This window comes from Amycolatopsis sp. FU40, from assembly GCF_021903635.1.
Taxonomy (GTDB): Bacteria; Actinomycetota; Actinomycetes; order Mycobacteriales; family Pseudonocardiaceae; genus Amycolatopsis; species Amycolatopsis dendrobii.
The window spans coordinates 7,754,084-7,779,480 of record NZ_CP091381.1 but is presented as its reverse complement, the minus strand read 5'-3'; the positions used below and the strand labels follow the sequence as shown (position 1 = coordinate 7,779,480).

The 25,397-nt window shown below is 69.5% G+C and carries 29 protein-coding genes; 15 read left to right on the top strand and 14 right to left on the bottom strand.

What is annotated here, in order from left to right; all coding sequences use genetic code 11:
- Positions 1-24: 24 nt before the first annotated feature.
- Both L3Q65_RS36650 and L3Q65_RS36645 read right to left on the bottom strand, forming a co-directional pair.
- Positions 25-696 (bottom strand): response regulator transcription factor, encoded by a 672-nt coding sequence (locus L3Q65_RS36650; protein WP_182893597.1) that lies wholly within the window; start codon positions 694-696, stop codon positions 25-27.
- The gene (locus tag L3Q65_RS36645; protein ID WP_237597720.1) at positions 693-1,814 is read right to left on the bottom strand and encodes a sensor histidine kinase; all 1,122 of its coding nucleotides are present in this window, start codon (positions 1,812-1,814) and stop codon (positions 693-695) included. Before L3Q65_RS36645 ends, L3Q65_RS36650 begins: the two co-directional genes overlap by 4 nt.
- 135 nt (positions 1,815-1,949) lie before the next feature.
- Between L3Q65_RS36645 and L3Q65_RS36640 the strand changes: the two genes are divergently transcribed.
- The gene (locus L3Q65_RS36640; RefSeq protein ID WP_237597719.1) at positions 1,950-2,189 is read left to right on the top strand and encodes a hypothetical protein; all 240 of its coding nucleotides are present in this window, start codon (positions 1,950-1,952) and stop codon (positions 2,187-2,189) included.
- An 11-nt stretch (positions 2,190-2,200) separates the two neighbouring features.
- On the top strand, positions 2,201-2,428 hold the full coding sequence (locus L3Q65_RS36635; protein ID WP_237597718.1) for a hypothetical protein: 228 nt from the start codon (positions 2,201-2,203) through the stop codon (positions 2,426-2,428).
- On the opposite strand, the gene L3Q65_RS36630 is transcribed toward L3Q65_RS36635, so the two are convergent.
- On the bottom strand, positions 2,365-3,210 hold the full coding sequence (locus tag L3Q65_RS36630) for a helix-turn-helix transcriptional regulator (RefSeq protein WP_182893595.1): 846 nt from the start codon (positions 3,208-3,210) through the stop codon (positions 2,365-2,367). The two genes, L3Q65_RS36635 and L3Q65_RS36630, sit on opposite strands and share 64 nt — an antisense overlap.
- Before the next feature lie 103 nt (positions 3,211-3,313).
- Between L3Q65_RS36630 and L3Q65_RS36625 the strand changes: the two genes are divergently transcribed.
- From L3Q65_RS36625 to L3Q65_RS36610, 4 genes are read left to right on the top strand one after another with little or no spacing between them, the layout of a single operon-like run.
- Positions 3,314-4,756 carry an MFS transporter gene (locus tag L3Q65_RS36625; RefSeq protein WP_182893594.1) on the top strand — a complete coding sequence of 481 codons (1,443 nt, stop codon included), beginning with the start codon at positions 3,314-3,316 and terminating at the stop codon, positions 4,754-4,756.
- A 45-nt stretch (positions 4,757-4,801) separates the two neighbouring features.
- Positions 4,802-5,323 carry an RNA polymerase sigma factor gene (locus L3Q65_RS36620; protein WP_237597717.1) on the top strand — a complete coding sequence of 174 codons (522 nt, stop codon included), beginning with the start codon at positions 4,802-4,804 and terminating at the stop codon, positions 5,321-5,323.
- The gene (locus tag L3Q65_RS36615; protein WP_237597716.1) at positions 5,316-6,209 is read left to right on the top strand and encodes a VOC family protein; all 894 of its coding nucleotides are present in this window, start codon (positions 5,316-5,318) and stop codon (positions 6,207-6,209) included. The genes L3Q65_RS36620 and L3Q65_RS36615 overlap by 8 nt, the downstream gene beginning before the upstream one ends.
- 52 nt (positions 6,210-6,261) lie before the next feature.
- Complete coding sequence (locus tag L3Q65_RS36610; RefSeq protein WP_182893591.1) at positions 6,262-6,645, top strand: hypothetical protein; 384 nt, start codon at positions 6,262-6,264, stop codon at positions 6,643-6,645.
- A gap of 27 nt (positions 6,646-6,672) precedes the next feature.
- On the opposite strand, the gene L3Q65_RS36605 is transcribed toward L3Q65_RS36610, so the two are convergent.
- The gene (locus tag L3Q65_RS36605) at positions 6,673-7,053 is read right to left on the bottom strand and encodes a VOC family protein (protein ID WP_182893590.1); all 381 of its coding nucleotides are present in this window, start codon (positions 7,051-7,053) and stop codon (positions 6,673-6,675) included.
- A 136-nt stretch (positions 7,054-7,189) separates the two neighbouring features.
- On the bottom strand, positions 7,190-8,497 hold the full coding sequence (locus tag L3Q65_RS36600; protein ID WP_182893589.1) for a UDP-glucose/GDP-mannose dehydrogenase family protein: 1,308 nt from the start codon (positions 8,495-8,497) through the stop codon (positions 7,190-7,192).
- A gap of 172 nt (positions 8,498-8,669) precedes the next feature.
- Between L3Q65_RS36600 and L3Q65_RS36595 the strand changes: the two genes are divergently transcribed.
- Complete coding sequence (locus tag L3Q65_RS36595) at positions 8,670-9,428, top strand: SDR family NAD(P)-dependent oxidoreductase (RefSeq protein ID WP_182893588.1); 759 nt, start codon at positions 8,670-8,672, stop codon at positions 9,426-9,428.
- Between the two features lie 52 nt (positions 9,429-9,480).
- On the opposite strand, the gene L3Q65_RS36590 is transcribed toward L3Q65_RS36595, so the two are convergent.
- Together L3Q65_RS36590 and L3Q65_RS36585 are read right to left on the bottom strand one after the other, a co-directional pair.
- Complete coding sequence (locus tag L3Q65_RS36590) at positions 9,481-10,161, bottom strand: class I SAM-dependent methyltransferase (protein WP_237597715.1); 681 nt, start codon at positions 10,159-10,161, stop codon at positions 9,481-9,483.
- Positions 10,162-10,315: 154 nt separating this feature from the next.
- Positions 10,316-10,951: a PadR family transcriptional regulator gene (locus L3Q65_RS36585; protein WP_237597714.1), complete on the bottom strand. Its 636-nt coding sequence runs from the start codon at positions 10,949-10,951 to the stop codon at positions 10,316-10,318.
- A 719-nt stretch (positions 10,952-11,670) separates the two neighbouring features.
- Here L3Q65_RS36585 and L3Q65_RS36580 point away from each other — a divergent pair.
- A complete protein-coding gene (locus L3Q65_RS36580) occupies positions 11,671-12,009 on the top strand; it encodes a MerR family transcriptional regulator (protein WP_182893585.1) in 339 nt (112 codons plus the stop codon).
- A gap of 151 nt (positions 12,010-12,160) precedes the next feature.
- Here the strand turns inward: L3Q65_RS36580 and L3Q65_RS36575 are convergent, their stop codons facing one another.
- On the bottom strand, positions 12,161-13,807 hold the full coding sequence (locus L3Q65_RS36575) for a TM0106 family RecB-like putative nuclease (protein ID WP_237597713.1): 1,647 nt from the start codon (positions 13,805-13,807) through the stop codon (positions 12,161-12,163).
- A gap of 106 nt (positions 13,808-13,913) precedes the next feature.
- On the opposite strand from L3Q65_RS36575, the gene L3Q65_RS36570 reads away from it, so the two are divergent.
- Positions 13,914-14,393 carry a DUF6474 family protein gene (locus tag L3Q65_RS36570; RefSeq protein WP_182893583.1) on the top strand — a complete coding sequence of 160 codons (480 nt, stop codon included), beginning with the start codon at positions 13,914-13,916 and terminating at the stop codon, positions 14,391-14,393.
- A 58-nt stretch (positions 14,394-14,451) separates the two neighbouring features.
- On the opposite strand, the gene L3Q65_RS36565 is transcribed toward L3Q65_RS36570, so the two are convergent.
- The 4 genes from L3Q65_RS36565 to L3Q65_RS36550 are packed head-to-tail and all read right to left on the bottom strand — an operon-like array spanning position 14,452 to position 18,029.
- Entirely contained in the window at positions 14,452-15,423 is a 972-nt protein-coding gene (locus L3Q65_RS36565) for a glycine betaine ABC transporter substrate-binding protein (RefSeq protein WP_237597712.1), read from the bottom strand.
- The gene (locus tag L3Q65_RS36560; RefSeq protein WP_182893581.1) at positions 15,423-16,202 is read right to left on the bottom strand and encodes an ABC transporter permease; all 780 of its coding nucleotides are present in this window, start codon (positions 16,200-16,202) and stop codon (positions 15,423-15,425) included. The genes L3Q65_RS36565 and L3Q65_RS36560 overlap by 1 nt, the downstream gene beginning before the upstream one ends.
- Positions 16,199-17,395 carry an ABC transporter ATP-binding protein gene (locus L3Q65_RS36555; protein ID WP_182893580.1) on the bottom strand — a complete coding sequence of 399 codons (1,197 nt, stop codon included), beginning with the start codon at positions 17,393-17,395 and terminating at the stop codon, positions 16,199-16,201. The genes L3Q65_RS36560 and L3Q65_RS36555 overlap by 4 nt, the downstream gene beginning before the upstream one ends.
- Positions 17,382-18,029: an ABC transporter permease gene (locus tag L3Q65_RS36550; protein ID WP_182893926.1), complete on the bottom strand. Its 648-nt coding sequence runs from the start codon at positions 18,027-18,029 to the stop codon at positions 17,382-17,384. The genes L3Q65_RS36555 and L3Q65_RS36550 overlap by 14 nt, the downstream gene beginning before the upstream one ends.
- A gap of 280 nt (positions 18,030-18,309) precedes the next feature.
- Here L3Q65_RS36550 and L3Q65_RS36545 point away from each other — a divergent pair, with 280 nt between their 5' ends.
- The 4 genes from L3Q65_RS36545 to L3Q65_RS36530 all read left to right on the top strand — a co-directional run bounded on the left by L3Q65_RS36545 (position 18,310) and on the right by L3Q65_RS36530 (position 21,304).
- Positions 18,310-18,855: a hypothetical protein gene (locus L3Q65_RS36545; protein ID WP_237597711.1), complete on the top strand. Its 546-nt coding sequence runs from the start codon at positions 18,310-18,312 to the stop codon at positions 18,853-18,855.
- Between the two features lie 111 nt (positions 18,856-18,966).
- Positions 18,967-19,716: a YcnI family protein gene (locus L3Q65_RS36540; protein ID WP_182893578.1), complete on the top strand. Its 750-nt coding sequence runs from the start codon at positions 18,967-18,969 to the stop codon at positions 19,714-19,716.
- Entirely contained in the window at positions 19,716-20,279 is a 564-nt protein-coding gene (locus L3Q65_RS36535) for a copper resistance CopC family protein (RefSeq protein WP_182893577.1), read from the top strand. Before L3Q65_RS36540 ends, L3Q65_RS36535 begins: the two co-directional genes overlap by 1 nt.
- A complete protein-coding gene (locus L3Q65_RS36530) occupies positions 20,276-21,304 on the top strand; it encodes a copper resistance D family protein (protein WP_182893576.1) in 1,029 nt (342 codons plus the stop codon). Before L3Q65_RS36535 ends, L3Q65_RS36530 begins: the two co-directional genes overlap by 4 nt.
- Positions 21,305-21,474: 170 nt before the next feature.
- On the opposite strand, the gene L3Q65_RS36525 is transcribed toward L3Q65_RS36530, so the two are convergent.
- Positions 21,475-22,365: a phosphotransferase family protein gene (locus L3Q65_RS36525; RefSeq protein WP_182893575.1), complete on the bottom strand. Its 891-nt coding sequence runs from the start codon at positions 22,363-22,365 to the stop codon at positions 21,475-21,477.
- 16 nt (positions 22,366-22,381) lie between these two features.
- A complete protein-coding gene (locus L3Q65_RS36520) occupies positions 22,382-23,689 on the bottom strand; it encodes a helix-turn-helix transcriptional regulator (protein ID WP_237597710.1) in 1,308 nt (435 codons plus the stop codon).
- Between the two features lie 421 nt (positions 23,690-24,110).
- Here L3Q65_RS36520 and L3Q65_RS36515 point away from each other — a divergent pair, with 421 nt between their 5' ends.
- On the top strand, positions 24,111-24,467 hold the full coding sequence (locus L3Q65_RS36515; RefSeq protein WP_037806886.1) for a hypothetical protein: 357 nt from the start codon (positions 24,111-24,113) through the stop codon (positions 24,465-24,467).
- 14 nt (positions 24,468-24,481) lie between these two features.
- Entirely contained in the window at positions 24,482-24,904 is a 423-nt protein-coding gene (locus L3Q65_RS36510; RefSeq protein WP_237597709.1) for a hypothetical protein, read from the top strand.
- Positions 24,905-25,397: the final 493 nt, after the last annotated feature.

The window sequence follows — 25,397 nt, the reverse complement described above, 5'->3', positions numbered from 1 at the left end:
GCCGGTGCGAACCGGCATGAACACTCACGAGCCACGACGCGGGGTGACCAGGCCGGATTCGTACGCGAGCACCACCAGCTGCGCCCGGTCGCGAGCGCCGATCTTGGTCATGATGCGGCTGACGTGCGTGCGCGCGGTCGCCGTGGAGATCACCAGGTGGGCGGCGATCTCGTCGTTCGACAATCCGCCCGCGACCAGCGCCAGCACCTCGCGTTCGCGTTCGGTCACCTCCTGCACGGCCGAGGTGTCGATCCGCCGGTGCTCCGGCCGTCCGACGATCTCGGCGATCAACCGGCGAGTGACGGTCGGCGCGAGCAGCGCCTCCCCCGCCGCGACGACGCGCAGCGCGTGCAGGAGTTCGACCGGTTCGGTGTCCTTCAGCAGGAAGCCGCTGGCCCCGGCGCGGAGTGCCTCGTAGACGTATTCGTCGACGTCGAAGGTGGTCAGGACCAGTACTTTCACCCCGGTGAGGTCGGGGTGCGAGGTGATCCGGCGGGTCGCTTCGAGGCCGTCGGTGCCGGGCATCCGGATGTCCATCACCACGATGTCCGGCCGGTGCTCGACCGCCTGCGCGACGGCCTGCTCGCCGTCGCTCGCCTCGCCGGCCACCTCGAAACCGTCCTCGGTGTCCAGCAGCAGCCGGAATCCGGCGCGGACCAGGGCCTGGTCGTCGGCCAGTACGACGCGGATGGTCATTTCTCCCCCTCCACGGGCAGTTCCGCCCGCACCTGGAAACCCTGTCCGGTGACGCTCGCCTCGACGCTGCCGCCGAGCGCGGTAGCGCGTTCCCGCATGCCGCGCAGACCGTGTCCGGGCGTCGGCTGGACGGTGCCGCGGCCGTCGTCGCGCACGATCAGGACCAGCGTGCCTGGCTTCCGCTCGAAGCGGACCTCGACGCGCTGTGCCCCGTCGGCATGCCGGACGACGTTGGTCAGCGACTCCTGAAGGATCCGGTACGCCGCGCCGTCCACCGGCGCGGGCAGGTCACCGGCTTCGCCGTGCAGTTCGACTGCCAATCCGGCAGCGCGGGTGTGGTCGAGCAGTTCGTCGACCTGCGCGAGGCTCGGCGCGGGCGCGCGGTTTTCGCCGGAGCGCAGCACGGCGAGGGTCGCACGGAGGTCGTTGAGCGCGGACGCGCTGGCCGCCTTGATGTTGAGCAGCGCCTCTTTCGCCTGCTCTGGCCGCCGGTCCGCGACATGGGCGGCGACGCCTGCTTGGACGTTGATCATCGCGAGGCTGTGTGCGACGACGTCGTGCACCTCGCGGGCGATCCGGAGCCGCTCCTGCTCGGCCATCCGGTGCCGATGTTCGTCGGCCTGCTCGCGCCGGGCGGCGACGGCGGCGAACTGGAACCGGACCGCGGTCGCGATGCCGATCACCGCGGCCATCCAGACCACGGCGAACAGCGCCCAGGCACTGAGCGCAAACGTTTGCGCGACGATGATGTGGACCCCGTACGCCGCCGCGAGGACCCCCGCGCCAGTGCTTCCGGCGACCACCGGCCCCTTCTGCCGCGTAAGCACGAACAGCGCGATGGTGGGGACGATGATCACCGGCCCGCCGGGCTCCGGCGACAGGTAGTACGCGTACGCCGAGGCCGCGGTAAGCACGAACAGCGGCAGTGGGTACCGGTGGACAAGCAGCAGGGTGAGCACGGTCGCGGCCAGCCAACCGGCGCCGAGCGGGCTCAGCAGTTGCGGCGCGTGCTGCCAGCGGCCGGACGCGCTGGAGCCGCCGAGCACGAAGGCGAGCACCACGAAGGTCCGGAACACCCGCCCGAACCACGGGTTCCGCGCCCGCCACCAGTAGTGCATGGTGCGAAAGCTACCGGGGAAGACGACCGGGCGCGTCCGTCGTGAAGCGCGGGATCCGGCTACGCGCGGCGCGGTATGTCGAGAACGCTCAACCAGCTCCATTCACCAGGCAAACGGCGAAAAAAGAAGACGAGGATGGGCGAGGTAGTGGCCGGGGCGAGCATGTCGCTGGACGGGTTCGTGGCGGGCCCGGGCGAATCGGGACTCGATCTGCTCTTCGGCTGGCTGGGCAGCGGCACCGAGGAGGTGGCGACCGCGCAGCCGGGACGTGCGTTGCGCATGTCCCCCGCGAGCGCGAAGGTCGTGCGCGCGCAACTGGAGTCGACCGGGGCGCTGGTGGTCGGACGGCGGCTGTTCGACCTGACGTCGGCGTGAACTCCGGCGAGATGGCGCGGCAGTGCCTGGAGGCCGGGCTGCTCGACGCGGTGCGGATCGATCTCGTGCCGGTCCTGCTCGGCGGCGGGGTGCCGTTCTTCGGCGAATTCGGATTCGGCCCGGTGCGGCTCGGCACGCCCGAGATCGCCGCTGGCGAGGGCGTAACCCACCTGCACTATCGCGTCTTGGGCACGAACTCCAGCAGCTTCGCGCGAGTCTCGTCGTTCGCCGGGGTGTAGACCGACATCCGGATTTCCGAGCGGCGGCCGGCGTAGAGGTAGGTGAAGTCGAAGGTGAGCAGGCCCGCCTCCGGGTGCAGGTAGCGTTTGCTCTTGGCCTGCTCGGTGTTCACGTCGTGGCGCTCCCACAGCTCCGCGAAGCACGGCGATTCCGCCCTGAGCCGTTTGACCAGCGACTTCCAGCCGGGCTCGCCCATGTGCTCGGCCATCGCGGCGCGGAAGGACGAGACCATCCGCGGCACGTTCTGCTCCCAGTCGACCATCCGCTCTTTCCACTGTGGATTGAGCAGGCATTGGACGAGCGTGTTGCGTTCCTCGTACGGGATCTTGTCGACGCCGCCCATCAGCCAGTCGTAACCGGCGTTGTGGCCGAGCACGTCGAAGCGCGCGTTGCGGACCGCGACCGGGAAGGGCTCCAGCTGGACCATCATGTCCTGCATCGACGGGGTGATCGCGGAGCAGTTCTTCTTCTCCGTCACCGGCTCGGGCGCGCCGGCGAGGGTGAACAGGTGCACGTGTTCGTGCGGATCGAGCCGGAGCGTGCGGGAGATCGCGCTGAGCACCTGCTCGGACGCGTTGATGTCGCGGCCCTGCTCGAGCCACGTGTACCAGGTGACCCCCACCCCGGCGAGCTGCGCGACCTCCTCGCGGCGCAGCCCCGGCGTGCGCCTGCGGCCGCCGAGCGGCAAGCCGACCTGCTCGGGCGTGATCCGGCCGCGCCGGTTGCGGAGGAACTCTCCCAGCTCGGTCCGGCGCAGGCGGTCTTCGATGCCAGTGGTCACGAATACCAGGTAAGCACAGCCTCGACCCTGTTACCAGGTAGTCCCAGTACCAGGATAAAAGCACACCTGGTACCAGGGTTTGCCGCGGCGGAACGTAGTACTCATGACGACTACCACCACTGCCCCGGCGACGGCCACCGCCGCCGTCGGGACGCCGGAGCGGACGGGCCTCTCGTCCGCCGGCTTGATCACCGTGCTGCTGGGGGCGGCACTGCCGATCATCGACTTCTTCATCGTCAACGTCGCCCTGCCCACGATCGATGCCGACCTGCGCGCATCCACCGCGACGCTGGAACTCGTCGTCGCGGGCTACGGCATCGCATACGCGGTGTTGCTGGTCCTCGGCGGACGGCTTGGCGACACTTTCGGCCGCCGCCGGCTCTTCCTGCTCGGCCTCACGCTGTTCACGCTCACCTCGCTGGCCTGCGGTGTCGCCCCGGACGCCGCCACGCTGGTCATCGCCCGCGTCGCACAGGGCGCGGCTTCGGCCCTGCTGCTGCCGCAGGTGCTGTCGATCATCCAGGCGGGCACCTCCGGCGAACGCCGCTCCCGCGCGATCGGTCTCTACGGCGCGACCGGCGGCATCGCCACCGTGGTCGGCCAACTGCTCGGCGGCGCGCTGGTGGCCGCGAACGTGTGGGACCTGAGCTGGCGGCCGATCTTCCTGGTCAACGTGCCGATCGGGATCATCGGGCTGCTGCTCGCGCGCCGTACGGTGCCGGACAGCCGGGCGAGCAATCCGCTCGGCGTCGACCGCTGGGGCACCTTGCTGCTGGCCGTTTCGCTGCTGTCGCTGCTGATCCCGATCATGGAGGGCCGCGCGCTCGGCTGGCCGTGGTGGAGCATCGTGCTGCTGGTGGTCTTCCCGTTCGCGGCGTACGGCTTCGCCCGCACCGAACGCAACCTCGAAGCCGCGGGCGGCACCCCGCTGCTGCCGCCCGCCCTGCTGCGCACCGCGAGCGTGCGGCACGGCCTGACCGTCGCGGTGCCGTTCTTCTGCACCTTCGGCTCGTTCATGTTCGTCTACGCGGTGACCCTGCAGAACGGCCTGCACCTCGGCCCGCTCGGCGCCGGGCTGGCGCTGACCCCGATGGCCGTCGCGTACTTCACGACCTCGCTGGTCAGCAGCCACCTCGTCGCCCGGTTCGGCCGCAAGATCGTGCCGATCGGCGGGCTGATCCTCACCGTCGGGCTGCTCGCGCTCGCCGGAACCGCGCTGCTGGACTGGCCCGATCTGTCGATCTGGCAGCTGGCCCCGGCGATGGTGCTGATCGGCGTCGGCAACGGGCTCGCGATGAGCACCCTGTTCCGGGTCGTGCTGTCCCGGGTTCCCGCGGATCTGGCGGGCGTCGGCGGCGGCGTGCTGACCACGACTCAGCAGACTTCGCTGGCGCTGGGCGTCGCGGTGCTTGGCAGCCTGTTCGCCAGCCTGAGCGTGCCGGGCGCGATGGGCTACCAGGGCGCGTTCGTGCTGGTCATCGGGATTCTGGCGGCGCTGGCACTCGTGGTGAGCGGGCTGGCTCGCAAACTTCCCGATCCTCGCTGAGAATTCGGCCGACGGAAAAACCCGCTCCCGGACGACGATGGAGATGTGACGGAACCTCGGGTGCAGCCAGACCCGGCCTTCGCGCTGCTCGGCCTCTACGAGAAGGCCCTGCCGGAGGTCTATGGCTACCTGCTCGCGAGGTGCGGCGACCGCGTGCTGGCGGAGGAACTGACGTCGGAGACGTTCCTCGGCGCGGTCGCCGCCTGCCGCAAGGAGCACGCGCCGCCGGTGAGCACGCCCTGGCTGATCGGGGTGGCCCGGCACAAGCTGGCCGACCACTGGCGGCGCGCCGAACGGGAACAGCGCGGGCTGCGGCTCGTGCACGACGCCGAATGCGACGTCGAGGACCCGTGGGACGAGCAGCTCGACGCCCTGCGTGCGCGGCAGGTGCTCGAAACGCTGACGGTCTCGCATCAGGCGGTGCTCACCTTGCGGTACGTCGACGGCCTTCCGGTGCGCGACGTCGCCGCGCATCTCGGCCGGACCATCCACGCGACGGAGGCGTTGCTGACGCGGGCCAAAACCGCGTTCCGCCGCAGCTACCAGGAGGAGGGACGCGATGCCTGAACCATTCGACGCGCTCGCACTGCCCTCGACTCCGGCCGACCCCGATCCGGCCTTCGCCGAGCAGCTGCGGGACGACCTCCGCCGCCTGATCCTGAACGGAGTGGAGATGACCACCACCGAAACCGAGGCCCAGCAGGCGCGAGCGGGTGCGCTGACGCCTTATCTGGTCGTGACCGACGCCCGGGCCGCACTCGACTTCTACGTCGAGGTCTTCGGAGCGCGCCGCCGGGCCGAGCCGATCGTGATGGACGACGGCCGGGTCGGGCACGCCGAACTGGACATCGGCGGCAGTGTGCTGATGTTCGCCGAGGAGTTCCCCGAGCTGGGCAATGTCGTGGCTCCCGAGGGCGGCGCGATGGTGCGCGTCGAGGTGCCCGACCCGCACGGCTCGGCGCAGCGGGCGGTGGAGCTGGGCGCGGAACTGCTGCGTCCGGTCGAGGACCGCGGCTACGGGCTCAACGGCGTGATCAAGGACCCGTACGGCCAGCGCTGGCTGATCGGAAAGGCCGCACCACAAGCGAAAACGCCCGGAGAGCGCACGTACCGGCACGGCGAGGCCGGGTACTTCACCTTCCAGGTGCCCGACGAGGTCCGGGCCAAGGCGTTCTACGGCTCGGTGCTCGGCTGGCAGTTCAGCCAGGGCAGCCTGCCGACCGCGTGGCGCATCGAGGGCCACGGTCTGCCCGGCGGCCTGTGGGGCGGCTCGGAACTGCAGACCGGGTGGAAGCTGATGTTCGCCGTCGACGACCTCGAAGCCGCGCTCGACCGGGTGCGCGAGCAGGGCGGCCGGGCGGGCGAGGTAGAGAACCCGCCGTACGGCCGAACGGCGGATTGTGCCGACGACCAGGGGATCGAGTTCTGGCTGTGGGAACAGCCACGCACGTGACCTCGGCCAAAACCCCGGCGGCAAACCGGCCGCCGGGGCGCACACTCAAGGGATGGCCGCGCACTGGACGCCCCGCGACGAAGCCGAGCTGACCGCCGGCTGGCAGCTGTGGCTCGCGCTGGGCTCGTGTGCCTGGCCGGGACCGGACTGGGACGGCACACCCGCCGAAGCCGTCCGCGGCCTGGAACGCTGCTTCACCACGTGCGATGAGATTCTCGCCGCGTACGACCAGCCGGATTCCGCGGTCGCCGGTTTAGTGCGCTCGATGATCCTCGCCGCCAACTGGACGCTCGAACTGTGGCGCGACGACGCGGACCCGCTCGATTCCGAGCGGGCCGCGCTGTTGCACGCCGACCTGGCCGCGTTCTCCGACCACGCCGAGAGCGTCCGGACCTTGCTGGCCGCGGGCGGCGGGTGGGCCTCGCTTCCGCTGTGACCCGCCCGCCGTCTGTCCGCAAAGGACTTACCAGCGCGCCGGACGTTTCCGCTCCGGCTCGTACGGCTGCGTGATGACCTCGATCCCGTTTCCGCCCGGATCAAGGAAATACACGCCGCGGCCGCCGTGGTTGTGATTGATCTCGCCAGGGCCCTGCCCGCCCGGCCCGGCGTGGTAGTCCACCCCGGATTCCTTCAGGCGCAGGAAAAACGCGTCGAAGTCGTCCTCGGGAATGAGGAAGCAGTAGTGCTGCAGCTTGCGATCGGCGTCCGGCACCGTGGCGAAGTCGAGCCGCACGCCGTTGCTGGTTTCGACGGGGATGAACGGCCCCCATTCCTCGCCGATCTCGAAACCGAGGAGGTTCGCGAAGAATTCGGCGGATTCCCGGTTGTTCCGGGACGGGACCATGAGGTGATTCAGTTCAAGAGAGAGGGACACGAAGCAATGCCTCCAGAAGGCATCCCAGCACCTCCATGCCTCACCCAGCCGGTGACCGACACGCGATGCCGCCGACGACTATAGCGCAGCGCAAGCGGATCTCCAATCAGGAAACCGGAACTCGCCGCCGGGCCGCGCGCGGGCGGCCGACTCCCTGCCAGGACAACCCGGCGTCGAGAATCATCCGCGGGTCGAGCAGATTGCGGGTGTCGACGACGTCGTCGCCCTCCATCGCGTCGGCGATCGCCACCCAGTCGAGATTGCGGAACTCGGCCCATTCGGTAAGCACCACAACGACATCCGCGTCCTTGGCGACCTGGTACGGATCGTCCACAACGGTCATCCCGGCGATACCGCCGGACACCGCCGGGTCGTACGCGGTGATCTCCGCACCGAGCGCACCCAGCACCGAAGACACTGCCAGCGCGGGAGAATCCCGCAGATCGTTGGTGCCGGCCTTGAACGCCAAGCCCAGCACGCCGATCCGCGCACCGGCCAGGGTTCCGCCGCAGGCGCCGGCGATCTTCGCGACAATGCGGTCGCGCTGGGCGATGTTCTCGTCGATCGCCGAGGTCAGCATCCGGAAGTCGTAGTCGACCGATTCGGCGACCTTGACCAGTGCGCTGGTGTCCTTGGGCAGGCACGAACCGCCCCAGCCCGGGCCGGGTTTGAGGAAGGTGCGGCCGATCCGCCGGTCGTAGCCCATGCCTTCGGTGACCAGGTCGATGTCCGCGCCGAGCCGTTCGCACAGTTCGGCGATCGAGTTCACATAGGACAGTTTGAGCGCGAGAAAACAGTTCGCCGCGTACTTGACCAGTTCCGCGCTCGCCGCGTCGGCGACCACGACGGGTGCGGCGAGATCGCCGTACAACTGCCCGACCCAGGCGGCCGCGGCGTGCGAATCCGACCCGACCACGATCCGGTCCGGGTTCAGGAAGTCTTGCACCGCAGTGCCTTCGCGAAGGAACTCCGGGTTGGACACCACCGGCACGTCGTCGCGGCCGACCATCGCCTGGATCCTTTTCGCGGTGCCGACCGGCACCGTCGACTTCGTGATCAGCGCACAGCCGGCCGGCAGCACGTCGCCGATCTCGGCGGTCACCGATTCCACCGCGCGCAAATCCGCGGACCCGCCCGCGCCCATCGGCGTCGGCACGCAGAGGAACACGCCCTCCGCGCCGCGAACGGCTTCCCGCGCGCCGACGACGAACGACAGCCGTCCGCTCGCCAGTCCGCGGGAGACCAATTCGGCAAGTCCTGGTTCGAGGATGTCCACGCGACCGGCCGACAGCCGGTTCACTTTCGCCACGTCCACGTCAACACAGGTGACGCGGTGCCCGAGGCTCGCGAGACAAGCCCCCGTGGTCAATCCGACGTATCCCGTCCCTACCACCACGATCCGAGCTGAGCTCATGACGCTGAAGGTGACAGCCGGAGTTGACCTCAGTGCTAACGGAAGCGGTCGCGGCCGAATACTCCTCGCGACGACAGCGGGTGAGGCGACACACTCCGGCACCGGTGCGAACGAGCGTTAACCTGGGCGCGGAGGTGCACCGCGGCACCGGAGAGCAGGAGGAAGGCTGAAGATGCAGATCACCGACACCGCAGCGCTCGTCACGGGTGGCGCGTCCGGTCTCGGCGGCGCGACCGCCAAGGCACTGGCCGCGAAAGGCGCGCGGGTGTTCGCCCTCGACCTCGCGCCCTCGATCGAGAAGGCCGAGCAGGTCGACGGGATCACTTACGTCGAAGCCGACGTGACCGACCCGGACCAGGTACAGGCCGCCGTCGACACCGCCGCGGGCGCGGGCGTGCCGCTGCGCACGGTGGTCAACTGCGCGGGCATCGGACCGTCCGCGCGCATCCTGTCGAAGAAGGGCAGGCACGACCTCGGGCTGTACGCGAAGGTCATCCAGATCAACCTGATCGGCACCTTCAACGTGGTCACCATCGCCTCCGAGGCGATCGCGAAGACCGAACCGCTGGCCGACGACGCCCGCGGCGTCATCATCAACACCGCGTCCGTCGCCGCGTTCGACGGCCAGATCGGGCAGGTCGCGTACGCGTCGTCCAAGGGCGGCGTGGTCGGGATGACCCTGCCGGCCGCGCGCGACCTCGCCTCGCACGGCATCCGCGTCCTGACGATCGCCCCCGGCATCGTCGACACCCCGATGCTCGCCACCGTCAGCGACGAGTTCCGCGCCGGGCTCGCCGCCGGGGTGCCGTTCCCGAAGCGGCTGGCGCGGCCGGACGAGTACGCGCAGCTCGCCCTGTCGCTGATCGACCACGACTACCTCAACGGCGAGGTCGTCCGCATGGACGGCGCGCTGCGGATGGCCCCGCGCTGATCTGCTGACGAGTGGGGGTGCCGCCCCCTCGGCGGCACCCCCACTCGCCCCGTCACTCCTTGCGCATCCGCACCTCGAGGCCGATCCCGTCCGGGGTCACCGCGCAGGTGCGGAACTTGCTCTCCTCGACCGTCGCGCGGAATTGTTCCGGCGTGTACGCCCGCCGGCGCAGCCCGCGGAGCGTGCGAACGGTGGTGAACGTGGCCACCGGACCGAGATTCATCCGCGCGACCTCGGCGTCGAGTTCGGAGTCCGTGGTGCTCTTGCTCAAGTCCTGCACCAGCGCGACGCCGCCCGGCCGCAGCACCCGGTGCATCTCGTCGAGCGCGTCCACCGGGTCGGCGAAGTTCTTGAAGGCCGCCTGGCAGATCAGGAAGTCGAACGACCCGTCCGCGAACGGCATCGCCGCCACGTCACCGCGGCGAAAGTCGACCGAGACGCCCTGTTCTTGCGCGTACTGCCTGGCCAGCTGGACGAACGTCCGGCTGACGTCCAGCCCCGTCACCGTGCACCGCCCGGTGCGAGCCAGCTCCACCGCGAAGTAGCCCGGCCCCGGCGCGACCTCGAGCACGTCGGCGCCCTCGGCCAGATCCGCGGCCAGCATCTCGGCAGACTCGCGGTACTGCACAAGCTGCGGTTCGGTACGCCGCCCACGCGCGTACGCCCGGGCGACCGGCCCCTCCATCTCCGGCAGCAGCTTCGTGCGATGACGTTTGACCTGTGTGTTCCCCATCTGCTTCTCCCTGTTCGGTTGTTCCCGAACCGGTTGCCGCGGGGCCGGTATCCTTTTCGACGCAGCCTGAAGACAGGTTTCCGCACCCGCGGTTTCCAGTTCGACGGTTCCCGGTCCCGGCGGCGGTGTGCCAGCACCTCCTCCGGGGCCTTCTTTATTCGCCTTCGCTCTCGACGAAGGCGGCCATGTCGGGCAGCTCGCCGGTCTCCCGGTAGCGCCGCCATTCCTCGACCCCCGGTATCGCGCCGGTGGCCAGCTCCTCCCGCAGCCCGCGAACCCATTCGGCCTCCGCGCGCCACATCGCCAGTTGGTACTCCGCCTCGACGAGGACCAGCCGCGGCAGCTCAGCCCGCATCTTCGCCAGCGCCTCGGCCCGCTCGCCGATCATCTGGTCCAGCTCGCCGACCCGGTGCCGCAACTGCTGGTCGACAACGTCCGGCCCGAGCGCGAGCATCACCGACAGCCCCGTGTGAAACCGCGTCGGCTCCAGATCCGGCACCGCGAGCAATTCCGCGACCCAATCCTCCAACTCGGCCTGGCCCGCGTCGGTGATCCGATAGACGGTCCGCTCCGGGCGCGCGCCGTCTCGCACGTTCTCGACGGCTTCGAGGAATCCGTGCTTTTCGAGGTTGCCGACAACGGTGTAGAGCGAGCCCCATTTGATCTTCAGGTCGCTTTCTTTGCCGCGTTCCCGCAGGACGGAGGCGACTTCGTACGGATGCATCGGCCGTTCGAACACGGTGGCCAGTACGGCGAGGCCCAGCAGGTTGGACACCTTCCGCCGCTTCACGCTCGAACCTCCTCGTAGGCGAGTACTCGTGGACGAGTATAGCGGAAGCGCGACTGCGCGGCGACTGTTCCCGCCGCTCGGTCACCCACTCGACGGAGATGAGAAAATCTGTCGTCACGGGGGTAGACATTCGACTCCGAGGATGGGTAGTGTTCTCCTCGTACACAGAAAGACAATGTCAATCAGGCACGGGAGATGACGAACTGCCCGTGAGCGCAGTACCGCGGGATCGGACCGGGCAGAAGTTTCACGCAGGGCCGATCCCGTACGGCAAGTGCAGTTGCGAGAACCGCGCTGGCAGGCCAGGCAGTGCGGAACGGTCAGATGGCCGGAGCCGATGTTCGACCGGGTTCCGGGCAGTGACCAGCGGCGTTACGCGTGCTGGGGCCGAGCAGGGAAAGGGTTCCAGCCGGTGACGTCCGCAGCAGTCGCACTACCGAAAGTGAACACCGCAAGAGGAAAACACCGGAAAGAAGGGAACGGTCACATCATTGGATCGCCCGCGGCGGCGGAGCAGGAATGCCGCGCGGGTACCGCAGTCCCATCCGATTGGCAGGTGGTTCTCGGTTACGAATCAGCGATCTCCGCGCGGAATGTCCGGTGAACGGACCCCGCGGATACCAGAGGCCGGCTGCACAGCCGGTTGACAATGATGGAACCCAACCCTGGGACCCCGGGTGCCGAGCGGCACCCGGGGTCCCTTGTGATGTGGAGGTGGAATGACCCCTGACCCACGCGCTACCCCGCCTGCCGGTTCAGGCGGGGCCGACAAGTTCGACGACGACGAGTACCCCGCTTACACGATGGGCCGGGCCGCCGAGATGCTCGGCACCAGCCAGAACTTCCTGCGCAGCCTGGACGAGGCCGGCTTGATCGAGCCGCAGCGCTCGCCTGGCGGGCATCGCCGCTACTCCCGCCAGCAGCTGCGCATCGCCGCACGCGTACGAGAGCTGGTCGACCAGGGCACGGCCGTCGAAGCCGCCTGCCGCATCGTCTCCCTCGAGGACCAGCTTCACGAGTCCCAGCGCCAGAACGAGGAACTGCGCTCCGCCGAATAGCCCCGCCGGGTCAAGTGTGCTGGCAAGACACCGCAGCACACTCCCGGCGCCTTTCGCGCACTTGCTCCGCGGGACACCCATTCGGAACCGCTAGCGCTCGGCTATGCCGTTTCCGGCTGAAACTCCGGCGCCATCGCGGCTTCCGAGCGAATCAGATGTCCAGCATGTACGGAACCTCAACCTGAGCCCGCCCGCTCATCCACTCCCGCAGGGCCTTCGTCGCCAGCACATCATCCTCGTTGTACCGCAACAGCCGTTCCCGCTGCTCGTCGTCAGGAACAGCGCCGTCCATCCCGACCGCGTCCCGGTACCACCGCATCGAGGCCTCGCCGCCGGCCTCCGGATCCCGCCACGAGAACCCGGCCACCGGAGCGATCACCTTCAACCCCTTGCCCCGCGAGCACAGGAACTGATCCGTCACACTGCGGAACAGATCCACCCATTCGTCAGAATCCACAAAGGACTGCACGGCCCGCTTCTCCGGCACCCCGGAGTACTCCCTGAACCGGTCGACCGACCCGAACAGCCACCGGTTCTCCGCGAGCGCGTTGTAGCAATACGCCCGGAAAGTCAGCCCGGCGGCAAGAGTCCGCGAGCGAACATCCGTGAACCACGCCCAGAACTCAGCGAACGACCGCGCCTCGTCGACCGTCGGCAGCGGTTCCCAGGTCGCGAACGCCCGGTACCCCTGCGGCACCCCGATGTCCGCTCCGGACAGCAGCGTCCCCCACAGATAAGCCCCGGAATCGCCGAAGCTTTCCATGTCCACGTCGACCTCGACGTCCGCGCGCGGCACCTCGATCTCCGGCGTGCGGCGCACCACCGTCAGGTCCGCCAGCCATGCCCTGGCCAGCATGATCGCGTCCGAGAACGTGCCGCCGGTCCAGTTCATCGGCGGCATCTCGGCTGCCGGGTCGAGCGCGGCCAGCTTGTCTACAGTGGACACACCGACACGGCGCAGCTCGCCCGCGTCCTCGCCGCGCACCACCAGGCTTACGTCACGCGTTTCGGTGAGCACGACCTCGCAAGTGGCCCAGAAAGGACACCGGCGGCATTCGAGCACGCGCGAGGGCGCGGCCAACGCTTCGGCACCGGTGGCAGCGGCGGTCGCCACGGCGAGCCGGTCGGCGAAGCGTGCGTCGTATTCGTCCAGCGCGCTGCGGCCGCCTGGCCAGGTGCCCGCGGTGAGGTCGTGCCAGACGACGACGTCAGCGTCCAGCCCGATCACGCCGCCGATCGCGCGGCCGCCGGCCGCCAGTTCGCGCGTCTCCAGCATGCGCCGCAGGTGGGCGAGCCGCAGCTGGTCCCGCGGCTGCGAGCGCACCTTGCGCAGTTCGTCCGGCGAACGGCGCGCCGGGTCCAGCTCCGTCATCGCGGTGGTGGGCGCGCCCTGGCCGCGGTCGGTGATCCGGTGCCGGACCACCAGCACCGGCACGTATCCGTCGCCGACGCGCACCAGCAGGTCGATGCCGCCGCGCCGGTGCCCGACCGGATCGGCGGGCAGCAGCGCGCCCCAGATGTACTGCACGGCATCGGCGAACGCCTGCTCGGTGAGCCGCACCCGCTCTCCCGCGGGCGCGGTGCGCGGCACCCGCGCCCAGGTGGCGTCCGGGCCCGAGGCCGCGACCAGCTGTTCGAGGATTTCCTCGCGGTGCGCGGTCGCGTCGTCGATGCGCTGTTGCGCGGTCGGATCCGGCGGCGGCAACGGCACGTCGCGCATCGCCGGGTCGTGTTCCAGGTGCACCCGGCGGCGGCAACGACTCACTGCTCCCGCGTCGAGCAACACCTCGTCTCCCATAGCGATCACAATAGATCGTGGGTACGACATTCCCCGCGCGAGCCGACATGCCCGTCACGTCGGGGACCAGTAAGTTCATCCGGAGAAGGCGTGGGAGGTAACGGCCATGGCGCGCAAGGCCAAGCAAGACAAGGCCAAGCAGGACGAGGGTGAAGCCCGGATCACCCCGAAGAAGGCGAAGAACGCGGTCGCGGTGGCCAAGGTGCTCGGACCGGCGGTGCTGCCGGTGCTCGCGCCGTACGCGGTCCGCGCGGCGGGCGCGGCGCGGGAGGCGTACGACCGCTACCAGGCCCGCAAGCTGGGTGTCGCCGTCGACCAGCTCGGCGAGTACACCGGCCGCGGCGCGGCGCTGCACGCCCGGATCGCGGGTCTCGTGCAGGGGCTCGGCGAGCTGAAGAAGTCGGCGAAGGCGACCGAGCAGGACCAGAAGTTCGCTGTCGAAACGCAGTCGACGCTGGAACAGCTGTCGGCCACGGTGCGCGCCGCCGAGCGCATGCCCGCGGCTCGGCGCAAGGCCGCGCACCGCGCGGTGACCGGCGAACTGGACCGGCTGGAAGAGCAGCTGCTGCACCGCTTGGGCATCTGAAAAACGGCGAAGGGCCCCTTGAGCGAACTCAAGGGGCCCTTTCCGCTGCCGGGAAGCGCTACTTGATGAAGCCCTTCTCCAGCATCCAGTCGTGCGCGACGGTGCCCGCGTCCTTGCCGTCGACGTCGACCTTCTTGCACAGCTCGACCATCTGCTTGTTGTCGAGCGCCGCGGCCACCGTCTCCAGCGGTCCGCGGATTTCCGGGTGCTGGTTCAGGAACTCCGTCCGCAGCGTCGCCGCCGCGTTGTACTGCGGGAACGCCTTCTTGTCGTCCTCGAGCACGCGCAGGTTCAGCCCGGAGATCCGGCCGTCGGTGGTGAAGACCTCGCCGACCGGGCAGGTGCCGTTGGCCACCGCCGAATAGATGGTGCCGATGCCGAAGTTCTCGATCTTCGGGTTCTTGAACCCGTACGCCTTGACCGCCGCCGGGAACCCGTCCTGGCGGCTGGTGAACTCCGTCTCCAGGCAGAACCGGTTCTGATCGGGGTGCGTGGTGAGGAACTTCGCCAGGTCCGACGTGGACTTGAGGTTGTTCTTCGCCGCGTACGCCTCGGTGGTGGCGAACGCGTACTGGTCGTTCAGCGGCGAGTAGTTCAGCCAGGTGACGCCGTACTTCTCCGCGTCCGCCTTCTTCGTGGCCTCGTACTGCGCCTTCTCCCCGCCCGGCACCGGCAGCTCGTTGCCCTGGTAGTTGATCCAGCCGGTGCCGGTGTATTCCCAGGTCACGTCGGTCTGCCCGTTGAGCAGCGCCTGCCGAGACGAGTTCGACCCCTTGATGTCGGTGAGGTCGATGACGTCCGCGCCCGCCGCGCTCAGCGCCATTTCGGCCATGTAGCCGAGAATGATGTTCTCGGTGAAGTCCTTCGACCCGACGACCACGCGCTGGCCTTCGAGCGACGGGATCGGCCGGATGGACCCTGGTTCGATCTTGAACGGGATCGAGGTGTTGACGTCGAGCCCGCACGCCGAGAGCGTCCCGGCGAGCAGGGCGGCGCCGACCAGCGCGCCCGCCTTTTTCAGGACGTTCATCAGCGCAGTCCCTTCGGTCCGAAGTACTGCTCGGCGACCGCGCCCAGCCAGTCCACCAGCAGTGCCAGCGCGACGGCCAGCACCGAACCGGTGATCAGCACCTTCGTCAGGTTGAGCTTGTAGCCGGTGTCGATCAGGAGGCCGAACCCGCCCGCGTTGACGAACATGCCGAACGTCGCGGTGCCGACCGCCAGCACGAGCGACGTGCGCAGGCCGGCCAGGATCAGCGGGACCGCGAGCGGGAATTCCACCCGCCACAACACCTTCTGCGCGGACATCCCGATGCCGCGGCCCGCGTCGATGAGCGACGGGTCGACCTGCTGGATGCCGACCATCGTGTTGCGCAGCACCGGGAGCAGCGAATAGAACGCCAGCGGCAGCGCGGCGACCCAGAGCCCGCCGACCGCGCCGGTGAAGATGAACCACAGCACGAGCACGCCGAGCGCGGGCGCGGCCTGTCCGATGTTCGCGATGGCCAGGAAGACCGGCGCGAGCCATTTCGCCCACGGCCGGGTCACGATGATGCCGAGCGGCACCGCCACCAGCACCACGATCGCGGTGACCACGACGGTCATCGCCACGTGGTCGCGCAGCGCGGTGAGCAGCGACTCCGCGTTCAGCGTTTCCTTTTCGGTCGCGGTGAGCCCGCTGGCGAACACCCAGATCAGCGTCACGGCGACGATCAGCACGACCACGGCGGGCTGGGCGAACAGGCGGACGCGTTCCGCGCGGCGGGAGCCTGACTCGGTGCTGAATCCGGTATCGACGGCAGCGGTCATGCCGTGGCCCCGTCCTCGTCGACGTGGTCGTCGGCGTGCTCGTCGCGCAACTGCTGGATGGTCGCGATGACGGTGTCCAGCTTGATCGTGCCCGCGTACTCGCCGCGCGCGCCGGTGACCGGCACCGAACCGCCTTCGGCGAGCATCGCCTCGAGCGCGTCCTGCAGCGTCGACTGGAGGCTCACGATGTCGCGCAGCGGCTTGCCGACCGAACCCAGCGACGTGGCGTTGGTCAGCTCGCGGACGTGCACCCAGCGGATCGGCCGTCGCCGCTGGTCGAGCACCAGCGCGAACGGCTTGCGCGATTTGCTCAGCTTCTCCCGCACGTCCGCGGGCGCTTCGTCGATCGTCGTGGTGAGCGCGTCCTGCTGGAGTTCGACGTCGCGCACCCGCAGCAGGGTCAGCTGCTTGAGCGAGGCACCGGCGCCCACGAAACCGGCGACGGTGTCGTCGGCCGGGTTCGCCAGGATCGACTCCGGGGTGTCGTACTGCAGGATCTTCGACTGGTTGCCGAGCACCGCGATCCGGTCGCCGAGCTTGACCGCCTCGTCGAAGTCGTGGGTGACGAAGACGATCGTCTTCTTCAGGTCGGTCTGCAGCCGCAGCAGTTCGTCCTGCAGGTTGCCGCGGGTGATCGGGTCGACCGCGCCGAACGGCTCGTCCATCAGCAGCACCGGCGGGTCGGCGGCGAGCGCGCGGGCCACCCCGACGCGCTGCTGCTGCCCGCCCGACAGCTGGCGCGGGTAGCGGTCGCGGAAATCGGCCGGGTCGAGCCCGACCAGGTCCATCATCTCCTCGACCCGTGCGGAGACCTTCTTCTTGTCCCAGCCGAGCAGGCCGGGCACGACGGCGATGTTCTGCGCGACGGTGAAGTGCGGGAACAGCCCGGCCTGCTGGATCGCGTAGCCGATCTGGCGGCGCAGGGTGTCCACGTCGAGCTTCAGCGCGTCCTGCCCGCCGATGGTGATCCGGCCGGACGACGGCTCGATCAGCCGGTTGATCATCCGCATCGTGGTGGTCTTGCCGCAGCCCGACGGGCCGACGAACACCACGATCTTGCCCGCGGGCACGACCATCGAGAAGTCGTCGACGGCCGGGGCGCGAGTGCCGGAGTAGCGCTTGGTGACGTGGTCGAGTTCGATCTCGACGCCGGAGACGTTTTCTTCGGTCGCAGTGTGCTCAGCCACGGACACCCCTAGAAATGGTGAATCGCTTGATCAGGACGTAGATGCCGTCGAGCACCAGCGCGAGGATGACCACGCCGAGGGTGCCGGTGAGGGCCTGGTTGAGGGAGTTCGTGCTCCCGGCGTTGGTGAGGCCGGAGAAGACCTCCGCGCCGAGGCCGGGGCCCTTGGCGTAGGCCGCGATCACCGCGATGCCCATCAGCATCTGCGTGGCGACCCGCATGCCGGTGAGGATCGCGGGCCAGGCCAGCCGCAGTTCGACCCGGGTGAGCACGGAGAGCCTGCTCATCCCGATGCCGCGGGCGGCGTCGGTGATCGCCGGGTCGACCGCGTCGAGGCCGACGATCGTGTTGCGGACGATGGGCAGCAGGCCGTACAGCACGAGCGCGATCACCGCGGTGGTCGAGCCGAGTCCCGAGAGCGGGATCAGCAGACCCAGCAGGGCGAACGACGGGACGGTGAGGATCGTGCTGGCCAGCGCCGTGGCGACGGCGGAGCCGATGGGGCTGCGATAGACGGCGATGCCGATCAGCACGCCGAGGATCGCGGCGAGGATCGTGCACTGCACGACCATGCTGGTGTGCAGCCACGCCTGGAGCAGCAGCCTTCCCCACCGGTCCGAGATGTACTCGAAGAGGTTCATCCGTATTCGTTCTCCCGCCAGCTTGCGAGCCCCGGACGTCACCCGTTCGGAGTAGCCCATCAATCGGCAGGGTGACTACCCGGAACGGATACGGTCGAAACCCCCACTTCTCGGTTGTGATTACCCACCGTTTCGCATCAACGAGGGGTCGGCAACCGAAGCGACGGGCCCCACCGGGCGGTTTTTACCGGATCGAGACCCGCCTACCTGTGCGTTTTCCGCAGGTGCTCACCATTCGAGACGCTTCAGTCACCCACCGGAGTGCCGTTAAGCTGCCCGAATGAGCACTCCGGCCCGGCACCGCGGCGCACTCGCCGCTGTCCGCGGCGGACTGCTCGCGCTGAGTTCGGCGTCACTCGCCGTCACCGCGCACGCGGTCGCCGACGGCGGGCTGCCGGATCCCGCGCTCACTCTTCTGCTGACCGGCCTGCTCGGCTGGACCGCCACCGCGCTCGCCGGCCGGGCCCGCGGACCGCTCGGCACGATCGTCGTGCTCGGCGGCGGACAGCTCGTCATGCACCTGGTGCTGACGACGCTCGGCGGGCACGACCCGTCCGGTGCGGCCGCTGCTCCAGACGGCTGGGAGATGACCGCGGCGCACGCCGTCGCGACCCTGCTCACCGCGCTGGTGCTGGCGCGGGCGGACGCGATGCTGCTCGCGGTGCTGCGCGTGGTGCGGGTGATTCTTCCGCTGCTGGTCCGGCCGTTGCCGGTGCCAGTGGCGGCGAGTGGAGTGGTGCGGGCACGGCCTGAGCGGGCGGTGCCGTTGCTGAGCGTGGAGTTGCGGCGGGTGCGGGGGCGGCGCGGGCCGCCTGGGGGCTCCTGAACCCCTCGTGAGCGGCGATCCCGGTGCTAACCGTGATCAGCACTCACCACCCCTTCCCCCCTTCCGGCGCAGGCCCTGCCTCCGTCGGCTCACCCCTGTTCAGGAGCAGTTGTGTCCCACCATGTCTTCCGTCGTGCCGGCGTGCTCGCCGCGACCGTCGCCGCCACCGGTCTGCTCGGCGCCGGCATCGCGTCCGCGCACGTGACCGCCAACGTCTACGGCGACCAGCCGGCCAAGGGCGGCTACGGCACGATCTTCTTCCGCGTCCCGAACGAGGACGCGAAGCTCGGCACGGTCAAGGTCGAGGTCGACGTCAAACCGGAGTACGGCATCGGCAACTTCCGCACCAAGCCGATCCCCGGCTGGACCGCCGAGGTCACCAAGTCGAAGCTGCCGCAGCCGGTGACCACCGCGTCCGGCACGAAGATCACCGAGGCGGTCACGAAGGTCGTCTGGACCGCGCAGCCGGGCACGAAGATCGGTTCGACCGAATTCCAGGAGTTCGAGGTCAGCGGCGGCCCGCTGCCGTCCAATGTGGACCAGCTGGAGTTCCCGGCGGTCCAGACCTACGAGGGTGGCAAAGTGGTGGATTGGAACCAGCCCACCCCGCCCAGCGGCGAAGAGCCGGAGCACCCCGCCCCGACCATCAAGCTCGCCGCCGCCGAATCCTCGGAGCACGGCGGCCACACGCAGACCGCGGCCTCCGGTGACAACGCCGAAGCCGCTTCGTCGTCCGACAACACGGCGCGCTGGCTCGGCGGAGCCGGCCTCGTGGTCGGCGCGCTCGGGCTCGGCGTCGGCGCGGGCGCGGTGCTGCGTTCCCGTCGCCCGGCAGCAGGAAAGACCGAAGGAACCAAGTAATGCGTAAAGCGCTTATCGCGCTGGCGATTTCCGGGGTGGCCCTGCTCGGCACGGCCACCCCGGCGCTGGCGCACAACGTGCTGATCAACTCCGACCCGGCCAACGGCGCGTCGCTCGCCAAGGGCCCGGCGAAGGTCACGCTCACGTTCGACCAGTACGTGCAGAACGCCGACGTCAACCAGATCGCGGTGACCGGACCGGACGGCAGCCAGTGGGCCGAGGGCCCGGTGACGGTGGAGAACAACGTGCTCAGCGCGCCGCTGCGGCCGCTCGGCCCGGCGGGCAAGTACACCGTCGGCTACCGGGTCCTCTCCGCCGACGGGCACCCGGTGTCCGGCGAGATCCCGTTCACCCTCACCGCCGCGGGCACCGGCACCCCGGCCAAGGGCGACGCGGCGAAGGCGGCCGGGGCTCCGGCCCAGTCGGCTCCGGCGGAGTCCTCGTCGTCGAGCGGCGTGCCGATCTGGGTGTGGATCGCCGGTGCGGTGGTGCTGCTCGCGATCGGCCTCACCGTCGCGCTGCGCACCGGCCGCGACCCCGGATCGGACAAGGCGGACCAGTGACGCGAGCCGAGACCACCTCCGCGGTCCGCTGGGCCACGCTCGCCTGCGTGGTCGTCGCGGGACTGCTGGGCGCGCTGATCGGCATCGCGCTCACCGCGTCCTCGCCCATTCCGGGCGTGGTGGAACCCAGCGAGGTGGTCTCGGCGGCCATCCCGATCGTGCGCGTGCTGCTGGACCTGTCCGCGGTCGCGACGATCGGCCTGGCCCTGTTGTCCGTGCTGGTCGGTTATGACCGGCCGAAGCTCACCGAACCGGTGCTGCGCCGGGCCCGTCCCGCCGCTGTCGCCGCCGCGCTGATCTGGGCGGCGACGGCGGTGGTCGCGCTGATCCTGCAGACCGCGGAGTACAAGCCGGGCAAGAAGATGCTGACCGGCGGCGACATCGGCAGCTACATCGCCGACGTCGGCGCGGGCAAGGCGCTGGTGATCGTGGCGGTGCTCGCGCTGCTGCACGCCGCGCTCGGGTTCGTCGCACTGCGCAAGGGCGAAAAGGTGCCCGCCGAGGTGCGGGTGGGCCTGGGAATGTTCGCGCTGCTGCCGTTGCCGGTCACCGGTCACGCGTCGAACTGGGCCTATCACGACTACACGATGATCTCGATGGAGCTGCACGTCATGAGCGCGGTCGCCTGGTGCGGCGGCCTAGGCGCGATGATCGTGCTGCTGGCGGCCAACCGGACGCTGCTCGCGCACGCGCTGCCGCGGTTCTCGAAACTGGCGACGCTGTGCCTGGTGCTCTCCGCGGTGACCGGGCTGTTCAACGGCATCGTGGAAATCCTGGCCAATCCGACGATCGGCTTCTGGGCTGGTGTGTTCACCACGCCGTACGGCCAGCTGATGGTGCTGAAGGTGCTGTGCACCGGCGCGATCGCGCTGCTGGCCGCCAACTTGCGGTGGCGGCTGATGCCGCGCATCGTGCGACACCAGCGGACGGCGCTCGCTTCGTGGGCAACGCTGGAATTGACCGTCATGGGGCTCGCCTTCGGCTTCGCCGTGGTGCTTACCCGGGCTCCGGTCACGGTGTCCTGACCGGCCAAGGTGACGGCGGGTAGCCGCAACTTGCACAATGGGACTAGCAGTACGCTATCCGGGGCGATCTGCCGGGCCGAATTATCGCTGCGCAGCGATACCTCGTCAGCCATCGATGGAAAGCGGCGAACGGTCATCTGCAGTCGGCGAATGCACGTGCAGAATCCCGCTCAACGGTATCTCGTCCACGCGGTGTCCGTCCGGCCAGCGCGCAGGTCCGCCAGCCGACGGCGGAGTTCAGCCCGCACCGGCGGATGGCTGCGCAGAATCGGCAGCACGCTCGTCGTCAGCTTCAGCTCCCGCACCGCTCTGAGCACGGAAAACCCCGGCCAGACCGTCACGTCGAACCCGTAGGCCGCGGCGAACTCCGCATACCGGGCGGGCGGGTCGCCGAACCGGTCGCGGCCGACGGCGAGCGGCGTCAGATCCCATTCCGGCGGGCCGACGCACGAGGAATCGAAATCGCACAGCACCGGTCCGTCCGGGCCGGGCAGCACATTTCCCGGATGCGCGTCGCCGTGCACGAATCCCCTGGCCAGCGGGAAATCCAGGGTGTCGAGCCGGTCCTGCACCTGCGCGCAGCGCTCCAGCAGGAACCGCTGGTCGGCCTCGGCGAGCTCCTCCGCGTCGGCGACCCTCGCCTCGACCGAACGCAGCGGCTCCCATTCGGGAAGGCCGTCCGGCGGGGGCAGCGCGTGCACCCGCCGCAGCAGTCCGGCCAGGTCGGCCGGGGTCGGCGGCGGTCCGGCGAACGGCACCAGATCCCACACGGTGACCAGATGTCCTTGCACGTCAAGCGGTTGCTCGACCCCGGACAGCAGCCGGACCGCGGGCACGTCGTACCGGGCGAAATGCTCGGCCACCCGCACGACCGTGCCGACGCGGTGGCGCAGCCGGGTGGAGCCGACGATCCGCACGACGACCGGGGCCCCGTTCAGCGCGAACACCGCGTTATTGGTGAACCGCAGCAGCCGCGCGCCCGCCGGATCGAAGCCGAGCCGAGCGCAGACAGCCGCCAGCACCCGGCGCAGTTTCGCAGGGGTGAACCTGCCTTCGGGCAAGGCGAATCCGGTCGGGTCAGGCCGCGTAGAAGATCTTGAGCCGGTCGGCGAGGTCGCGTGCGTCGGGGTTGTTGCGCCGCCGTTCGGCCTCGGCCTGCAGCGGCCGCATCCGGTCCTTGACCCGCGCGGATTTGATGCTCTCCGCGCATTCGATGGCCTTGCCGCCGATCTTCACGCCGTGGTCGATATCGCCCTCGAGCAGGTGATTCGTGGCGAGCGCGCTGAGCATGAACGCCTTGCTGCGCGCCATGTCGTCGGTGTAGGCGTCGACCGCCCGGCTCAGCGCCGGGATCGCGTACTTCGTGTGCTCGGGATTCTTCATCGCCAGCACGGTGTGCACGGTGCCGGTCATCGCGTAGACATCGGTCTCGTTGAAGAACTTGACCCACGATTCGGCGGTGGCCAGGTCGGCGCGCGCGAATTCGTCCTTGCACCGGCCGAGCAGCTTCACCGACTGCTCCTCGTTGCCCATCATCGCGTAGGCCCACGCTTCGTTGGCGCAGAGCACGGCGACGGCCAGCTCGGAACCGGATTCCTGCGCGGCGATCTGGCCGAGCTGGAACAGTTTGAGCGCGTCGTTCGCGGCGTCCTGGTGCAGGTAGACGCGGCCCATCCGGTACAGCACGTTCGCCACCAGGTGGTGGTCGCCGCCCTGTTTGGCCAGGTCGAGCGCCTGCGCGAAATGGCCGCGGGCGGAGTCCATCAGACCGGTGTCGAACGAGGTCCATCCGGCGAGGCTGTGCAGGTCGGCGATCGCGGTGTACAGCCGGTTCTTCACCTGCTCGGCCGCGCTGGAGTCGAGCATCTGCTGTCCCCAGGACAGCTGGGCCACGACGGCGTCGCGGCAGAATCCGCCGCCGTACTGGTAATCGAGCGCGCGCAAGGCTCTGGTCGCCGCCTCGACCTGGCGCACGTCGGTCGTCCCGATGCGCCCGGGGGCGGGAGTGCGCGCGGGCGCCTCCGACCACGTGCCTGATTCCGGACCGAACACCGCCGCACCCATCGTGACCTGGGCGGCGTGCGCGAGGAACCTCCGTCGCTTCACGGACTCGTCCTCCTCAGCCTGCCGGCCGTCGGACGCGCCGACGACCCGTATCGCCGTGGTCTCGTCATAGGCGAGACCCATGTATCCACGAGGGACACCCAGGCCGTCGGCGATTCTCGTGAGCACGTCGTAGGCCATGACCTGGCGACCCTTGAGGATCTCCGACACCTCGGACTGCGACTGGCCGGTCATCGCGGCGATCTGGCGCTGCGATACTCCGTGTTTGCGCAACAGCCGGTACACGGCGCTGACCTCGCGGGCGGCGAGCGCCTCCCGCATCTCGGGCTGTTCCCAGGCGTCGGCCGGAACCGGATTGCCTGACCGGGTGTCTGCGTTAGAGACTCCGGAACCACTGCCAGCACTGGCATCCATTGCCATTGCGCCCCCTCACCGTCTCCTGGGCGTCTGATCAGCACCCTAAGCACACGCGAGAACCTTGTGAAACGCGCGAACAGCGGGGTTGATCGGCAGGGCCGAACTCCGCTGACCGCTTACCGTGGAACGCGGTCCGGTCACCGCTATGACGCGGTTTCGACCTTCTCTCGCACCCGGTTTCACTTCACTGTAGTTGCCAGATCTCCGTCAGCGCCCGGTCACCCGCGGCGATCACGGAGAGCGATGGACCCGACGACACAGATCTGCCGGCGCTGATGCATCCCGCAAGGTGCAGCGGCCCGGGACGAGAAAGCGTGGAGGGACAGTGGAGTTCGTGGATTCGCTCGGTGGAGGACAAGCCGGGACCGCGGTGCGGTCCGTTCGGCCCGCACCGGGAATCGCCACGGCACGTCCGGTGCCGCCTACTGTCGCTTCCGCCGTCGCCGCTTCGGTGTCCGCCGACCCGCGCACCGCGGGCGTGCGGCATTTCGAGGGCGGTCAGGTCGTGTGGCGCGTGCAGTGCGGGGATCTCATCAGCCGCGAGCGCGCCGTCACGGTGTTCGTCGAGGACGACGAGGTCGTCGTGGTGTCCCCGCCGGGGGAGACCGCCCGTCTCACGTCCGGCCAGCTCGGCCAGCTCCGGGCCGCGCTCAACGAAGCCGCCACTATGGCGGAAAGGTGACGGTGAGTTTCCCCATGGATCAGGTTCTCGGTCAGGTTCTCCGCAACGCCGTATGGGAGCGCCTCGACATGCTGTCCGACCTGGCGGAACGCGCCGACGCCCCGTCGCTGGTCTCGGTCGCCCGCTCCGAACTGCCCCGGCTCGCCGAGGGCTGGCGCGCGATGCTGCAGGCGCACGAGCCCGACGAGCGCGGCGACTGCCCCACCTGCTCGACGCGCTGGCACCGCTGCAAGGCGCCGTGCTCGGTGTGGCAGGTGGCGCACGAGCACCTGGTGGCGGGCGGTCTCGCCCCGCAAGCGCTCTCCGCTGCCGGGCATCGCCCGACCCGCCGCCGCGCCGCGGTCCCGGCCGTTCCCGGGCAGAACCGGCGAGCCGAATCGGCCGCGGAAACGACTGGCAGGCACGCGCTGGTGAAGCCGCGTCCGGTCAGCGCCTGATCACCCGGGTGGGGTGCTTCCGGGCGGAGCACCTCACCCGGCCTCGACTGGCGAGCGCGCGATCGTCCGGCAACCCCAACCGGCAAGGTCGCCCGGCATCCTCGCCCGGCCGAGGGTGGTCCGTCCGTCCCCCCGAGCGCGACGGACCACCTTCGGCCACCCCCTGACCCCGAACGCGATTAATCGAAAAATGTCCGGCAGAACACCTAGCGGACGCAGTAATCGGACGCTAGGTTGAAGATCATCGCACCGGCCGCCACGCGCCGGTCGCGACCAAGAACTCCGCGGGCCGGTGCCGTTGCACTCCCCTCCCCCGACCGGCACCGGCCCGCGGTTCCACCTCGCCGGCCCGCCGCGGATTCCTCGAAAACCGCGGCGGGTTTTGCCGTGTTCGCGGCGAGCACGCGCGGGTACCTACGGGGTAATTCCGTGCAACACCGCGGCTGACGCCCGGGAACGGTCGGTAACCTGCACCGGGGGCCGTGCGTACGAA

Excerpts from the sequence above, each read along its gene's own strand:
- L3Q65_RS36650 (WP_182893597.1), bottom strand. The coding sequence starts at position 696 with ATGACCATCCGCGTCGTACTGGCCGACGACCAGGCCCTGGTCCGCGCC.
- L3Q65_RS36645 (WP_237597720.1), bottom strand. The coding sequence starts at position 1,814 with ATGCACTACTGGTGGCGGGCGCGGAACCCGTGGTTCGGGCGGGTGTTC.
- L3Q65_RS36640 (WP_237597719.1), top strand. The coding sequence starts at position 1,950 with ATGGGCGAGGTAGTGGCCGGGGCGAGCATGTCGCTGGACGGGTTCGTG.
- L3Q65_RS36635 (WP_237597718.1), top strand. The coding sequence starts at position 2,201 with ATGGCGCGGCAGTGCCTGGAGGCCGGGCTGCTCGACGCGGTGCGGATC.
- L3Q65_RS36625 (WP_182893594.1), top strand. The coding sequence starts at position 3,314 with ATGACGACTACCACCACTGCCCCGGCGACGGCCACCGCCGCCGTCGGG.
- L3Q65_RS36615 (WP_237597716.1), top strand. The coding sequence starts at position 5,316 with ATGCCTGAACCATTCGACGCGCTCGCACTGCCCTCGACTCCGGCCGAC.
- L3Q65_RS36610 (WP_182893591.1), top strand. The coding sequence starts at position 6,262 with ATGGCCGCGCACTGGACGCCCCGCGACGAAGCCGAGCTGACCGCCGGC.
- L3Q65_RS36605 (WP_182893590.1), bottom strand. The coding sequence starts at position 7,053 with ATGGTCCCGTCCCGGAACAACCGGGAATCCGCCGAATTCTTCGCGAAC.
- L3Q65_RS36600 (WP_182893589.1), bottom strand. The coding sequence starts at position 8,497 with ATGAGCTCAGCTCGGATCGTGGTGGTAGGGACGGGATACGTCGGATTG.
- L3Q65_RS36595 (WP_182893588.1), top strand. The coding sequence starts at position 8,670 with ATGCAGATCACCGACACCGCAGCGCTCGTCACGGGTGGCGCGTCCGGT.
- L3Q65_RS36590 (WP_237597715.1), bottom strand. The coding sequence starts at position 10,161 with ATGGGGAACACACAGGTCAAACGTCATCGCACGAAGCTGCTGCCGGAG.
- L3Q65_RS36580 (WP_182893585.1), top strand. The coding sequence starts at position 11,671 with ATGACCCCTGACCCACGCGCTACCCCGCCTGCCGGTTCAGGCGGGGCC.
- L3Q65_RS36575 (WP_237597713.1), bottom strand. The coding sequence starts at position 13,807 with ATGGGAGACGAGGTGTTGCTCGACGCGGGAGCAGTGAGTCGTTGCCGC.
- L3Q65_RS36570 (WP_182893583.1), top strand. The coding sequence starts at position 13,914 with ATGGCGCGCAAGGCCAAGCAAGACAAGGCCAAGCAGGACGAGGGTGAA.
- L3Q65_RS36565 (WP_237597712.1), bottom strand. The coding sequence starts at position 15,423 with ATGAACGTCCTGAAAAAGGCGGGCGCGCTGGTCGGCGCCGCCCTGCTC.
- L3Q65_RS36560 (WP_182893581.1), bottom strand. The coding sequence starts at position 16,202 with ATGACCGCTGCCGTCGATACCGGATTCAGCACCGAGTCAGGCTCCCGC.
- L3Q65_RS36550 (WP_182893926.1), bottom strand. The coding sequence starts at position 18,029 with ATGAACCTCTTCGAGTACATCTCGGACCGGTGGGGAAGGCTGCTGCTC.
- L3Q65_RS36545 (WP_237597711.1), top strand. The coding sequence starts at position 18,310 with ATGAGCACTCCGGCCCGGCACCGCGGCGCACTCGCCGCTGTCCGCGGC.
- L3Q65_RS36535 (WP_182893577.1), top strand. The coding sequence starts at position 19,716 with ATGCGTAAAGCGCTTATCGCGCTGGCGATTTCCGGGGTGGCCCTGCTC.
- L3Q65_RS36520 (WP_237597710.1), bottom strand. The coding sequence starts at position 23,689 with ATGCGGGAGGCGCTCGCCGCCCGCGAGGTCAGCGCCGTGTACCGGCTG.
- L3Q65_RS36510 (WP_237597709.1), top strand. The coding sequence starts at position 24,482 with ATGGATCAGGTTCTCGGTCAGGTTCTCCGCAACGCCGTATGGGAGCGC.